We start from the raw sequence: 13,637 nt of genomic DNA, 5'->3' as shown, positions 1-13,637 counted from the left end.
GGGATTAGTCATGCCTTCACTTGCCTCCCGCACCCGCATCAAGATCTGCGGCCTGACCCGCGAGCAGGATGTCGACACCGCGGTGGCCGCCGGCGCCGACGCCATCGGCTTCGTGCTCTATGCGCCAAGCCCGCGTGCCGTGACGCTGCAGCGCGCGGCCGAGCTGGCCCGGCGACTGCCACCCTTTGTCACACCTGTTTTGCTCTTTGTGAATGAAACAGCTACCAATGTGATAGCTGCCTGCGACCGGATACCAAACGCCTGCGTGCAATTTCACGGTGATGAATCGGCAACGGATTGCGAAGCCTCCACCCGGGGCGTCCAGCCCTGGTTGCGCGCGGCGCGCATACCCCTTGGAGACGATGCGGCCCAGTTTGACCTCGTAGAATATGCCCAACGTTATTCAAAGGCCCAAGCCATCCTTCTCGACGCCCATGTCGATGGTTATGGTGGCGGCGGCAAGGCATTCAATTGGTCACTTCTGCCAACAAGCGTCGACTCTCACCTCGTTTTGTCTGGTGGACTCACGCCTGCAAACGTGACCGATGGCATCTTGCAAGTGCGCCCTCGCGGGTTGTCTCTGGCCGTTGATGTGAGCTCTGGTGTCGAGGCCGACGGCCCCGACGGCAAGCCCCTCAAAGGCATCAAGGATGCCCACAAGATTCACCGCTTCATTGCTGCCGTACGCGCAGCTGATGCCCAAATTTTGCAGACTGACACATGTTTGAATACCAGTATCCCGACGCCCACGGCCATTTCGGCCGCTACGGCGGCAGCTTCGCCAGCGAAACCCTGACCCACGCCCTCACCGAGTTGCGTGAGGCCTACGCAAAGTATCAGAACGACCCCGAATTCATTGCCGAATTCCAGTCCGAGCTGGCCCACTACGTAGGCCGTCCCTCGCCCGTCTATCACGCCTCACGCATGAGCCGAGAAATGGGCGGCGCGCAGATCTATCTGAAGCGCGAGGACCTCAACCACACGGGCGCACACAAGATCAACAATGTGATCGGCCAGGCCATGCTCGCCAAGCGCATGGGCAAGCCGCGCATCATTGCCGAGACAGGCGCCGGCCAGCACGGCGTAGCCACGGCCACCATCTGTGCGCGTTACGGCCTCGAGTGCATCGTCTACATGGGTGCCGAGGACGTGAAGCGCCAAAGCCCCAATGTCTACCGCATGAAGCTGCTGGGCGCGACCGTGGTGCCCGTGGAGTCCGGCTCCCGAACGCTCAAGGATGCGCTCAACGAAGCCATGCGCGACTGGGTTGCCAATGTGGACAACACCTTCTACATCATCGGTACCGTGGCCGGCCCCCACCCCTACCCCATGATGGTGCGCGACTTCCAGAAGGTCATCGGCAACGAGTGCCTGACGCAGATGCCCGAGTTCCTGGGCGCCGACACACAGCCCGATGCCGTGGTCGCCTGCGTGGGCGGCGGCAGCAACGCCATGGGCATCTTCTACCCTTATATCCCCTACGAGAACACCAAGCTGTTCGGCGTGGAAGCGGCGGGCGAGGGCCTGGAATCCGGCAAGCACTCGGCCTCGCTGCAAAAAGGCAGCTCGGGCGTGCTGCATGGCAACCGCACCTTCATCCTGCAGGACGAAAACGGCCAGATCACCGAGACTCACTCGGTGAGCGCCGGCCTGGATTACCCCGGCGTGGGTCCCGAACATGCCTGGCTGCAGGAAATCGGTCGCGCCCAGTACGTGGGCATTACCGACCAGGAAGCGCTGGACGCCTTCCACTACCTGTGCCGCGCCGAAGGCATCATCCCGGCTCTGGAGTCCAGCCACGCCGTGGCCTATGCCATGAAGCTGGCCAAGACCATGCGCGCCGACCAGTCCATTCTCGTCAGCCTCTCCGGCCGCGGCGACAAGGACATCGGCACCGTGGCCGACCTGTCGGGTGCCGAATACTTCGACCGTCCTTCCATGCGCGGTCTCACCGTCAAGGGCGCTCCCGGACATGATGCAGCCAAGGCTGCCGCAGGGGGCAACAAGTTATGAGCCGAATCACCGCCACTTTCAGCAAGCTCAAGGAAGAAGGCCGCAAGGCCTTGATTCCCTATGTGACAGCAGGCTTCCCGTTCGCCGCCATCACCCCTCCCCTCATGCACGGCATGGTGGAAGCCGGTGCCGACGTGATCGAGCTGGGCGTGCCCTTCTCCGACCCCATGGCCGACGGCCCCACCATCCAGCGCGCAGGCGATAAGGCCATCGCCAACGGCGTGGGCCTGAGCCAGGTGCTGGCCTATGTGGCCGAGTTCCGCAAAAAGGACCAGACCACGCCCGTGGTGCTCATGGGCTATGCCAACCCCTTGGAGCGCTACGACCAGATCCATGGCGAAGATGCCTTCGTCAGCCATGCCGCCGCAGCCGGCGTCGATGGCGTACTGATCGTGGACTATCCGCCCGAGGAATGCGAGGAGTTCGCCGCCAAGCTCAAGGCCCGCGACATGGACCTGATCTTCCTGCTGGCGCCCACCAGCACGCAGGAGCGCATGCAACAGGTGGCGCGCGTGGCCAGCGGCTACGTCTACTATGTCTCGCTCAAGGGCGTGACCGGTTCGGGCGCTCTGGACACCTCGGCCGTGGAGGCCATGCTGCCGCGCATTCGCCAGCATGTCAGCGTGCCCGTGGGCGTGGGTTTCGGCATTCGCGATGCCCAGACCGCACAGACCGTGGGCCAGGTAGCCGACGCCGTCATCATCGGCAGCCGCATCATTGACCTGCTCGACAACCAGCCCCACGAGAAGATCGTGCCTCTGGCAATAGACTTTCTGCGTGGTGTGCGAAAGGCTCTCGACGCATAATGCACCCCTAGAAATTAGCCACCCCCTGAGCGGCTGCGCCGCTTCCCCCTGGAAGGGGGACGACAGCTTCGCGGCGGGGCGGCCCTTGCTCGCTGTCTCTGATGAGATTGCGCCAGTGCCTGTACCATGCTGCTCTCACGGGTTGCGAGTAGCGTGCAGTGCAGTGGAAACTGAAAAGGAAACACCATGTCCTGGCTTGAAAAACTTCTGCCTGCAAAAATCCAGCAGACCAATCCGACGGAACGCCACCAGCAGATTCCCGAAGGTCTGTGGATCAAGTGCCCCAGCTGCGAAACGGTTCTGTACAAGACCGATCTGGAAAAGAACCAGAACGTCTGCCCGACCTGCGGCCACCACCACCGCATCGGCGCGCGCGCGCGTCTGAACCATTTCCTTGACGCCGAAGGCCGCTATGAAATCGCACAGGAAGTGATTCCTGTCGACCCGCTGAAATTCAAGGACAGCCGCAAGTACCCCGAGCGCCTGAAGGAAGCGCTGGAGAACACCGGCGAGACCGATGCACTGATCGTCATGGGTGGCTCTGTCAAGAGCATCAATGTGGTCGTGGCCTGCTTCGAGTTCGACTTCATGGGCGGCTCCATGGGCTCCGTGGTCGGCGAACGCTTTGTGCGTGGCGTGGAAACCGCCATCGAGCAGAAAGTGCCTTTCGTCTGCTTCACCGCCACCGGTGGTGCCCGCATGCAGGAAGGTCTGCTGTCGCTGATGCAAATGGCCAAGACCAATGCCGCGCTGACACGTCTGGCCAAGAAGGGCCTGCCCTATATCTCCGTGCTGACCGACCCGACCATGGGCGGTGTGTCCGCCGGCTTCGCCTTCGTGGGTGATATCGTGATCGCCGAGCCCAAGGCCCTGATCGGCTTTGCCGGCCCTCGCGTGATCGAAACCACCGTGCGCGTGAAGCTGCCCGAAGGCTTCCAGCGCGCCGAATTCCTGCAGGACAAGGGCGCCGTGGACATGATCGTCGACCGCCGCGAGCTGCGTGATCGCATCTCCAGCTCTCTGGCCATGCTGCAACGTCTGCCTGCGGACGCCGTGGAATAAGCACCGCCCGACCCAAAGCAAAAAGGCTGACGCAGCATTCATCTGCGTCAGCCTTTTTTATCGGTTCTTATGCCTCGGGACATTCACAAAGCAGCTCAGAACAGGCTTTGGAATTGACGAGGTTTCATCCGCAAACCTCAAGGCGGTACAGCTTTGCCGGCCCGGGCAGCTCCCCTAGCGCACACCGGCAATCATGGACAGGCCGCCAGCCTGCACATAGTTGAGCACCATCAGCAGCACCTGCAGGCCGATCAGGGCAATCAGCGCCGAAAAGTCCACATTGCCTATCAGGGGCACCACCTTGCGTATCGGTGCCACCAGCGGATCGGCCAGGCGCTGCAGCACGCCGTAGATGGGGGAATAGGGCTGCACCCAGGACAGGATGGCGTAGATCAGCAAGACGCCCATCATGCCGGACAGAATGACCTTGACCAGTCCGCAAAAAGCCAGCCATGGCAGCGCCAGTACCGATCCCTTGGCACCGAGCAGCAGCCAGATCAGCAGCACCTGCACCAGTTGCAGCAGCAAGGCCGCAATCAGGCTGGACTTGTCCCAGCGGCCCTTGGCCGGAACGACCTTGCGCAACGGCATGACGATCCAGTCGCTCAGCGCAAAGACCAGCTGCCCCACGGGATTGCCAAACGGCACTCGTTGCGCCTGCATATACATGCGCAGCAGGCAGGCCCCGCTGATCAACCCGACGACGACATCCAGCAGAAACAAAACGATTTCGAACAGCATGTGACCCAATTCAGAAAACAGTGAGCAACTCACCTATTCATGGGATGATAGCCGGGCACCATGACCGATACGCAAAGTCTGCATTCCCTGCCCCTGTTCCCGCTGAACACGGTGCTGTTTCCCGAAGGCCTGCTGAGTCTGCAGGTCTTCGAGGTGCGTTATCTGGACATGATCCGCAAATGCCAGCATGCCGACGCCCCTTTCGGCGTGGTGGCGCTGCAGGCGGGACAGGAGGTGCGCAAGGCCGGCGCCCAGACCGAGCGCCTGCACTCGGAAGGCGTGCTGGCCCGTATCGCCCAGCTCGACTCGCCCCAGCCCGGGCTGCTGCATCTGCAATGCAAGGGCGCCCAGCGCTTTCACATCCAGCGCTGCTGGCAGCTGCCGCATGGCCTGTGGGTGGCCGATGTCGCCATGCTGCCCGACGACCCCAAGGTCACCGTCCCCAAGCATTTGCTGAGCACCTCCTATGCGCTGGCTCAGGCCTTGCTGAACCTGCACGACCACGACCCCGATCACGCGCAGCTGCCCACTCCGGCGCAGATGCACGACTGCGCCTGGGTTGCCAATCGCTGGGCCGAGATGCTGCCCCTGCCGGTGCGGATCAAGCAGCAGCTGATGACGCTGGACGCCCCGCTGCTGCGGCTGGAGCTGATCGCCGATGTGCTGGAGCAAAGCGGCATTACCGGATCGCCCCCGCAGGACGATGCCTGAAAACGTCTAACCCCTTTGCTGACGGTCGACAAGGCTACTTTTTTGATCGCATAAAGCTGACTTGCTCGAATGCAGCCTGAGCCGTGGAGACCGCATACCGCAGCTCCCGTCAGCGCTTTGCCCGCTCGCCTACCGCTGCTTCGGCAAAAAACTTAAAATCACTGGTTTCGGGCAGCTGCCATCTTGGCTGCCCCTTGTTTCTGGCCTCCAACCGGCGCTTGTCGCTGGCGCTCTCTTTTCATGACTGAACAAAACACCTCTTCTGCGGCAGAAAACACCGCCCCTCAGGACGAAAACAAACTCATCGCCGAGCGCCGCGAAAAACTCAAGGCCCTGCGCGAGTCTTCCAAGGCCCATGGCGGCGTCGCCTTCCCCAACGACTTCAAGCCTGAGCATCGCGCAGCTGCCCTGATCGCCGAACACGGCGACAAGGATGCCGAAGCCCTGGACGCCGCTGGCGTGGCTGTCAGCGTGGCGGGCCGCATGATGCTCAAGCGCGTGATGGGCAAGGCCAGCTTTGCCACCGTGCAGGACGCCACGGGCCGCATCCAGGCCTATGTCACCCGCGATGCCGTGGGTGAAGAGGTCTACGCCGACTTCAAGAAGTGGGATCTGGGCGACATCATCGCTGTCGAAGGTCAGCTGATGAAGACCAAGACCGGCGAGCTGTCGATCAAGGCCGCGAAAATCCGCCTGCTCACCAAGAGCCTGCGCCCCATGCCCGACAAGTTCCACGGCATGGCCGACCTGGAGCAGAAGGTGCGCCAGCGCTATGTGGACCTGATGACCGACGAAGAAGCCCGCAAGCGCTTCGTGGCCCGCAGCAAGGCGGTGGCCGGCATCCGCGACTTCATGGTCGAGCACGGCTTCCTGGAAGTCGAGACCCCCATGCTGCACCCCATTCCCGGCGGTGCCAATGCCAAGCCCTTCATCACCCACCACAATGCGCTGGATCAGGAGATGTACCTGCGCATCGCGCCCGAGCTGTATCTCAAGCGCCTGATCGTCGGCGGCTTCGAGCGCGTCTTCGAGATCAACCGCAACTTCCGCAACGAAGGCATCTCGGTGCGCCACAACCCCGAGTTCACCATGATGGAGTTCTACGCGGCCTACTGGAACTACCAGGACCTGATGGACTACACCGAAAAGCTGATCCGCGACGCGGCCATCAAGGCCGTAGGCACGCTGGAGCTGAGCTACGGCGGCAAGCCCGTGGATCTGGCCAAGCCCTTCGAGCGCCTGACCATCCCCGAAGCCATCATCAAGTACACCGAAGCCGGCGACAACGTGGCCAACCGCGAATGGCTGACCAATGCCCTGAAGAAGCTGGGCATGAAGGAAGACAAGGACAAGCTGTCCACCCGCACCCTGGCCAGCCTGCAGGTGCTGTACTTCGAGGAGGTGGTGGAAGAGAAGCTGTGGAACCCCACCTTCATCATGGAGCACCCCACCGAGATCTCGCCGCTGGCGCGTGCCAACGACGAGCGCCCCGAAGTGACCGAGCGCTTCGAGCTCTACATCACCGGCCGCGAATTCGGCAACGGCTTCTCCGAGCTCAATGACGCAGAAGACCAGGCGGCCCGCTTCAATGCCCAGGTGGAAGCCAAGGACGGCGGCGACGACGAAGCCATGTACTTCGACCACGACTTTGTGCGCGCCCTGGAATACGGCATGCCTCCCACCGGTGGCTGCGGTATCGGTATCGACCGCTTCATGATGCTGCTGACCGACAGCGCCAGCATCCGCGACGTGATTCTGTTCCCTGCCCTGCGTCGCGAACAGTAAGCCTGAAAATTGATAGCTATTAACGCTTGACTGTCTTGGTTTTCAGATATTTTTATTACTGAAAACCAAGCAGGGCAAGCGTTATTAGCTATTAAAAAATCAGCAAAAACCGGTATTGCCCCGGTGGTGCCTGGTGCCGATAGGATGAATCCTCGGTTCCATGTCCACAAGGAGAGCGCCATGTGTCGTTGGCTGGCCTATACCGGCAATCCTGTTTCCCTGGAAACAATGCTGTTCCACGCACGCCATTCGCTGATCGACCAAAGCCTGCATTCGAGATTTGGAGCGACGACGACCAATGGCGATGGCTTCGGACTGGGCTGGTACCAGCACCCGCACGACATGCCCTTTCGCTATCGCTGCATCCAGCCGGCCTGGCACGAGCACAACCTGCGCGAGCTGTCGCGCGCCGTGTCGGCGCCCATGTTTCTTGCGCATGTTCGCGCGGCAACGCACACGCCGGTGCAGGAGACCAACTGCCATCCGTTCCGCCACCGGCGCTGGATGTTCATGCACAACGGCATGATCGAGGACTTTCCGCGCGTGAGGCGCGATCTGCTCATGGCCATCGATCCGCAGCTCTTCACCTCGCTGGAAGGCTCGACGGACTCGGAGACCATGTTCCTTCTGGCCATGAGTTTCGGGCTGGAGCACACTCCCGTGCCGGCCATCGCGCGCATGGCGGGTTTTGTCGAGGCCACGGCGCGCAGGCACGGGATCGCACACCCGCTCAGCATGACCGTGTGCGCCAGCGATGGCGAGCAACTGGTGGCCGTGCGCTACGCGAGCGAAGGCCAGTCGCCGCGCTCGCTCTATCACAGCACCTCCTTCAAGCATCTTCACGCGCTCTACCCCGACGACCCGCGCATCGCGGCCGTTGGTTACGATGCCTATTTGATCGTTTCCGAGCCGCTGGTCGATCTGCCGCAGGCCTGGGCCCAGGTGCCCGAGTCCACGGCAATCGTCGTGCGTGGCATGCAGATCGACTACCTGCCGTTCGCACCCATTCAACCCTGAGGGCGTGCGCAGCCGCACAAGCCCAAACCCGGCGCACGTTCATCCAATCGCTGCCACCATCCGGGCGGCAACTGCGTTATCAACCCCGTGGCTATACTGGCCCACCATGCATATCCCTCAATACTGGGCGCAAGCGCGGCTGCGCCATGCAACCGGCCAACGCCACGGCGCGACCGTCCAGCGTTGGGGCTGGTCCGACCACAGCCAGCAGGAAGCCGAGAACCATGCGCAGCAACGTGCCCAGGAAGCGCTGGACGCCGTGCTGGCCGCTCCCACGCAACGCCACCTCGATGCGGGATTCGAGCGCATGGAATGGCGTGGTGAATACGGCCTGGACGGCGGCACGCCCATTCGCGAAGAGGTGCTGGAGCGGCGTGATGAATCCGTCATGACCCGCAACAGCTATGGCGCGCACTGCCTGAACACGGAGCATGTGGCCATTGCCGATATCGACTTTCCACCGCAGAAAAAGCCTGCCCGCTTCCCTCTCATCTCGTCGCTGCTGCTGGCCCTGGCCCTGCCCTGGCTGTGGGTGACCCCGCTGACCTGGAGTCTGGGTCCTGTGGTGTTGATGCTGCTGGTGGCCAGCATTGGCCTGGTCTTCTGGTCGGGCCTTGCGCAATGGCTGCATGCCCGCAAGGCGCAACGCAACAATGCCCGGCAGCCACCGCCTGTCGATCTTGCGCTGGCAAAGATTCAGGCGTTCTCCGCCAGCCACCCTGACTGGGGTCTGCGCGTCTACGAAACACCCAAAGGCTTGCGCGTCATCGTCACTCACGCCGCATTCAGCCCCTCTTCCCCCGAGGTTCAGGCGCTGTTCCAGCAGCTCGAGGTCGACCCGCTGTATGCCATGCTGTGCCAGCAGCAGCAGTGCTTTCGCGCTCGCGTCAGCGGCAAACCCTGGCGCATGGGCCTGAACGGCCTGTCCACTCAGGAGAGGCGCTGGCCCCTGCCTGCCGCCTCCCAGGCTTCGCGCCAGCAGTGGGTGTCGGACTATGAGGCCAGATCGGCACGGTTCGCGGCCTGTCGCTATATCGATCAGCTGGGCGCAACGACGCAGTGCTCGGCGGCACGGACTTTTGTGCTCTGGCACGATGAATCCAGCAAGGCGCACTCTGCCCTGGCATTGGCCTGAGTCTCTGCGTGACCATTCGCAAAGCCTGTTGCTCGAAACCGGCGTATAAAGTAACAATATATTTCCCGGCACATGCCTGAACTACAGATGCGTCCGACCCTGATCTTCCTCCCATGACAGCTCTGCCATCTTCTGCATCAGCTTTGTCTGCCATCGAATCCAGCGGGGCACGGTTCTCGTCACCCGATTCTGCGACCCCGTTCTCCGTGCTGGTTGTCGAGGATCAGGCCGTCATGCGTGCTGCCCTGGTGACCGAACTGCGCCAGGCCGGTGTGACGCAGGTTCTGGAAGCCGAAAACGGCCGCACTGCGCTGGCACTGTTTCGCAGCGAAAGACCCGATCTGGTGCTGCTGGATATCCGCCTTCCCGGCGAGGACGGCTACTGGGTCGCTCGTCAGCTGCGCGAGGCCGAACCCGGCGAGTGGACGCCCATCATCTTTCTCTCCGGGCTGGATAACGACCTGGATGTCTGGCGCGGCATTGAAGCGGGCGGCGACGACTATCTGGTCAAACCCGTCAAGCCCATTGTGCTGGTCGCCAAACTGCGTGCCATGCGCCGCCTGCTGGACATGCGTCGCCGCCTTGTCTCCGTATCAGCAGAGCTGCATCTGGCGAATCAGAAACTCAACGAGATGGTGGAGCTCGATGCGCTCACGGGCCTGGTCAATCGCAGAGGGCTGGACCGCATGCTGCATGCCGAAATTGCAGCGGCCAGGCGCGAGAGCAGGCCGCTGACGCTGATGCTTTGCGACCTCGATCACTTCAAGCATTTCAACGATACCTACGGCCATGTCCAGGGTGACGAATGCCTCAAGCAGGTCGGGCGTCTGCTGCGCGAGGTCTGCGTGCGCCCGCGCGACATCGCTGCACGCTACGGCGGTGAAGAGTTTGCCCTGGTCCTGCCCAACACCCCGCGCTCCGGCTCGATGACGTTCGCACGTGCGCTTGGCCAGATGCTCAAGTTCCTCAAGATTCGTCCGCCAGGAACGGTCGAGGACATTCCGCTGACCCTCTCCGGCGGCATCACCACCTGCATTCCCGACGAACACACCAGCGCCGAATCCATGCTGATGCGCGCCGACGAAGCCCTGTACGCTGCCAAGTCACAAGGGCGCAACCGCTTCTTCAGCTTCGAGATGCAGATGGACACCATAGAGCAAAGGCAGATCTGAGGCCGCTGCGTCGCAGCCTGCAGCGGCTTGCCCGCTCCTGCCCGCAAGCTGTCCGGTCTGCACTTGCCGGTTGTGCTCTCAAGAGACGCTAGGATTGATGCATTGTCCTGTCAGCCCTTCGGCGCTGACCTCTGCCGTTTTTCTCGAGTGACTGGTTATGCGTCGTCTTCAAATGCACCTGCCCGATTGGATGCAGGACTGGCTTGAAATCCTGATTCCCGGGATTCAGATCTTTCTCATCATCCTGGTGGCCTGGCTGATCAACTGGCTCATCAAGCGCATCATCTCGCGCGCAGGCAAGGCCTATGACCTGCCGCATGAGCTGCTCATGCCGTTGCGCGGCGTGTTTCGCTGGATCATCATCGCCGCCGCCGTGCTGGCGATTCTCGAGCGCCTGGGCATGTCGGCCACCGTGCTCTGGACGGCCTTCACCGGCTTTGCCACCGTGGGCGCCGTTGCCTTCTTCGCGGCCTGGAGCGTGCTCTCCAACCTGTTCTGCGCGTTATTGATCGTCACCGTCGGCCCATTCAGGCTGGGCGACTATATCGAGGTGCTCGACACTGCCGAGAAGCCTGGAGCCAAGGGCCGCGTGATCGACCTCAATATGCTCTACATCACCTTGCAGGATGACAGCGCACCGGCGGGCATGCCCAATCTGCTGCAGATTCCCAACTCCCTGATCTTCCAGCGCGTCATTCGCCGCTGGAAAGGCGGCATGCCGGTGGTGACGGAGAACACGCCGGCCACCAGCCAGGAGGAAGCTTGCGCCGTGGCCATCACGACTCCTGGAGGCAACGCCGCTGCCTCGGGCTGAGACCGGCTGATACCCGGCATCCATGCAAAAGGGCTTACTGAGAAGCCCTTTTTTGACTCCCTCAAGGCAGGCGCGGCTTGACCTTGCTGGCGGCCAGCTTGGCATTCACGCGAGCCTGCTCCACATCGCCAGCGCGCGCCAGGGCCACGCCCATGCGACGCTTGACGAAGCTCTCGGGCTTGCCGAAGAGGCGCAGATCGGTATCGGGCACGGCCAGTGCCTGGTCCACGCCGTCAAACACCAGGCCTTCTGCATCCTGACCGCCGTAGATCACGGCACTGGCACCAGGGTTGCGCAGGCTGGCATCCACGGGCAGACCCAGAATCGCGCGGGCATGCAGTTCGAACTCGCTTTGCCATTGCGTGCACAGCGTCACCAGACCTGTGTCATGGGGACGCGGCGAGACTTCGCTGAACCAGACCTGCTCGCCCTTCACAAACAGTTCCACGCCAAACAGGCCCAGGCCGCCCAGGTCGTCGGTGACCGCCTTGGCAATCTGGCGCGATTTCTCCAGCGCTGCAGGGTGCATGGGGTGAGGCTGCCAGCTCTCCACATAGTCGCCGGCCTGCTGGATATGGCCCACGGGATCGCAGAAATGGGTTTCGATCTGGGCATCCGCACCTTTGGCGCGCACGGTCAGCTGGGTGATTTCGTAATCGAAGTCGATAAAGCCTTCGACGATCACGCGACCCTTGGCGACACGGCCGCCGGCCATGGCGTAATCCCAGGCCTTGGCCACATCGGCCGGGCCGTCGATCTTGCTCTGGCCCTTGCCCGAGCTGCTCATCACAGGCTTGACCACACAGGGGTAGCCGATGGCGGGCTGGCCGTCGCTGCCGTCGATCGCAGCTTGCAGCTCGGCCAGAGAGTCGCAGAAACGATAGGGGCTGGTGGGCAGGCCCAGGGTTTCTGCGGCCAGACGGCGAATACCTTCACGGTCCATGGTCAGACGCGCGGCGCGGGCCGTGGGAATGCAGGTGATGACGCCTGCGGCCTCCAGCTCTTCCAGCATGGGCGTGGCGATGGCCTCTATCTCGGGCACGACCAGATCGGGTTTGACCTCTTCGATCAGCGCCTTGAGCTGGGCCGGATCGCTCATGGTGATGGTGCGCGCATGGTGGGCCACCTGCTGGCCAGGCGCGTTTTCATAGCGGTCCACGGCAATGGTTTCCACGCCCAGGCGCTGCAGGGCAATCAGCACTTCCTTGCCCAGCTCGCCGCTGCCCAGCAGCATGACTTTGGTGGCATTGGGGTAGAGAGGGGTTCCTAGGGTGGTCATGGTTGCATCCTGCATATATGGGGCCGAGCCTGCGATCATAGGCGAGCAGGCAAGCCTCTCGTGACTGCAGCTTGGCAATTCGGCCGCTTTCAGCGCCGACCGACGAAGCACATGGCGCGGCTGATTGAAGATTCAATGCGGCATCGGCGAGTAATGCTCGATGCGGCAGGCGCCGCGATTCTTGCATTGCCCGTCCATATAGCGAAAGCGTACCGTCACGGCAGCACCGGGACTGGGCCACTGCCTGCGCGGCAGCTCGCTTTGATAGTCCATCGTTTCGGGCCTGAAGCTCAGCGCCGTGCCTGGTTGCGGACATTCGGCATCGCCGCTGGCTTTGGCTTCGAGCACGCGGGTCTGCAGCGCGCGGCCACCGCTTTGCTTTTCTCGCACCTGCACCTTGAGATCGCAGATCTGCCAGTCTGCAGCCTGGGCGGCAGCGGCGCAGGCGGTCAAAGCCGCCACGATCAGAATTCGGAAAAGAGTCATCTGCCTACCTGCAACTGAGTGGTGTTCATGGGCCAGCATCTCTACCCAACAGATAGCTTCAACCGCTTCAAGAAAAAGGGATTGAGGCCCATATCTTGAAATTTTTCGGTGGGTATCAGTGCGTCAGACCGACAGCCTTGCCGCCACGCTGCGGAATGCTTCCCGCGTCGAATCGCATCTCGGAAGTCCAGACCGCATCGTCCCAGACCCAGGGGCTGCTGGCCTGCTCCAGACCCAGCACATGCACGCCGCTCAAGTCCTTGACGCGTTCCTTGAGCCAGTCGATCTGGTCGCTGCGCACAAACACCAGACAGGCAATCTCCCAGTCGGGCTGCGTGATGCCCAGGCCGTGCAGCTGCGACAGTAGCGGGGCATACCATTTCTCGACCCGCTCGTTGAGACGGTTGACCAGCGCCAGCGGATAGCCGGAAGCCGATACCTCGACCACATAGACCTGGCGACGAGCCGGGCGCAATGCCACGAAAGCCGGACATTGCCAGCCATCGGCCACCTCGTACTTGGGGGCCACAAAAGTCTCACCGTTGGCCGTGAGCAGCTGCATCACGGCTTCTTCATGTCGGTCCATGCTGAATTTCTCCGGCGCGCCGAAAGTGCG

14 protein-coding genes are annotated in these 13,637 nt (G+C 62.3%); 10 read left to right on the top strand and 4 right to left on the bottom strand.

Annotation, left to right across the window (positions count from 1 at the left end):
- Window positions 1-10 precede the first annotated feature (10 nt).
- From FSY59_RS07495 to accD, 4 genes are all read left to right on the top strand, one after another.
- Window positions 11-796: a phosphoribosylanthranilate isomerase gene (locus FSY59_RS07495; protein ID WP_019043796.1), complete on the top strand. Its 786-nt coding sequence runs from the start codon at window positions 11-13 to the stop codon at window positions 794-796.
- Window positions 721-2,013 carry a tryptophan synthase subunit beta gene (trpB, locus tag FSY59_RS07490; RefSeq protein WP_043371074.1) on the top strand — a complete coding sequence of 431 codons (1,293 nt, stop codon included), beginning with the start codon at window positions 721-723 and terminating at the stop codon, window positions 2,011-2,013. Before FSY59_RS07495 ends, trpB begins: the two co-directional genes overlap by 76 nt.
- A complete protein-coding gene (gene trpA / locus FSY59_RS07485; protein ID WP_003057943.1) occupies window positions 2,010-2,819 on the top strand; it encodes a tryptophan synthase subunit alpha in 810 nt (269 codons plus the stop codon). Before trpB ends, trpA begins: the two co-directional genes overlap by 4 nt.
- Window positions 2,820-3,005: 186 nt before the next feature.
- A complete protein-coding gene (gene accD, locus FSY59_RS07480; protein ID WP_003057944.1) occupies window positions 3,006-3,881 on the top strand; it encodes an acetyl-CoA carboxylase, carboxyltransferase subunit beta in 876 nt (291 codons plus the stop codon).
- Window positions 3,882-4,055: 174 nt separating this feature from the next.
- On the opposite strand, the gene FSY59_RS07475 is transcribed toward accD, so the two are convergent.
- Window positions 4,056-4,622: a YggT family protein gene (locus FSY59_RS07475; RefSeq protein ID WP_148728732.1), complete on the bottom strand. Its 567-nt coding sequence runs from the start codon at window positions 4,620-4,622 to the stop codon at window positions 4,056-4,058.
- 60 nt (window positions 4,623-4,682) lie between these two features.
- Here FSY59_RS07475 and FSY59_RS07470 point away from each other — a divergent pair, with 60 nt between their 5' ends.
- The 6 genes from FSY59_RS07470 to FSY59_RS07445 all read left to right on the top strand — a co-directional run bounded on the left by FSY59_RS07470 (window position 4,683) and on the right by FSY59_RS07445 (window position 11,256).
- A complete protein-coding gene (locus FSY59_RS07470) occupies window positions 4,683-5,333 on the top strand; it encodes an LON peptidase substrate-binding domain-containing protein (protein WP_003057947.1) in 651 nt (216 codons plus the stop codon).
- A 240-nt stretch (window positions 5,334-5,573) separates the two neighbouring features.
- Complete coding sequence (gene lysS, locus FSY59_RS07465) at window positions 5,574-7,118, top strand: lysine--tRNA ligase (RefSeq protein ID WP_148728731.1); 1,545 nt, start codon at window positions 5,574-5,576, stop codon at window positions 7,116-7,118.
- A 180-nt stretch (window positions 7,119-7,298) separates the two neighbouring features.
- Entirely contained in the window at window positions 7,299-8,135 is an 837-nt protein-coding gene (locus tag FSY59_RS07460) for a class II glutamine amidotransferase (protein WP_148728730.1), read from the top strand.
- Window positions 8,136-8,241: 106 nt separating this feature from the next.
- Window positions 8,242-9,270, top strand: a complete 1,029-nt coding sequence (locus tag FSY59_RS07455; RefSeq protein WP_003057952.1) for a hypothetical protein — start codon at window positions 8,242-8,244, stop codon at window positions 9,268-9,270.
- 113 nt (window positions 9,271-9,383) lie between these two features.
- A complete protein-coding gene (locus tag FSY59_RS07450; protein ID WP_019043798.1) occupies window positions 9,384-10,442 on the top strand; it encodes a diguanylate cyclase domain-containing protein in 1,059 nt (352 codons plus the stop codon).
- Window positions 10,443-10,599: 157 nt separating this feature from the next.
- Window positions 10,600-11,256, top strand: a complete 657-nt coding sequence (locus FSY59_RS07445) for a mechanosensitive ion channel family protein (protein ID WP_003057955.1) — start codon at window positions 10,600-10,602, stop codon at window positions 11,254-11,256.
- Between the two features lie 61 nt (window positions 11,257-11,317).
- Here FSY59_RS07445 and purT read toward each other — a convergent pair whose 3' ends face one another.
- The 3 genes from purT to FSY59_RS07430 all read right to left on the bottom strand — a co-directional run bounded on the left by purT (window position 11,318) and on the right by FSY59_RS07430 (window position 13,607).
- On the bottom strand, window positions 11,318-12,535 hold the full coding sequence (purT, locus tag FSY59_RS07440) for a formate-dependent phosphoribosylglycinamide formyltransferase (RefSeq protein WP_148728729.1): 1,218 nt from the start codon (window positions 12,533-12,535) through the stop codon (window positions 11,318-11,320).
- A 132-nt stretch (window positions 12,536-12,667) separates the two neighbouring features.
- Complete coding sequence (locus FSY59_RS07435) at window positions 12,668-13,021, bottom strand: hypothetical protein (protein WP_148728728.1); 354 nt, start codon at window positions 13,019-13,021, stop codon at window positions 12,668-12,670.
- 115 nt (window positions 13,022-13,136) lie between these two features.
- Window positions 13,137-13,607 carry a hypothetical protein gene (locus tag FSY59_RS07430; protein ID WP_003057958.1) on the bottom strand — a complete coding sequence of 157 codons (471 nt, stop codon included), beginning with the start codon at window positions 13,605-13,607 and terminating at the stop codon, window positions 13,137-13,139.
- Window positions 13,608-13,637: the final 30 nt, after the last annotated feature.

The organism is Comamonas sp. Z3 (assembly GCF_008121565.1).
GTDB lineage: Bacteria > Pseudomonadota > Gammaproteobacteria > Burkholderiales > Burkholderiaceae_C > Comamonas > Comamonas brasiliensis.
This window is presented reverse-complemented; position numbering and strand designations above follow the sequence as displayed.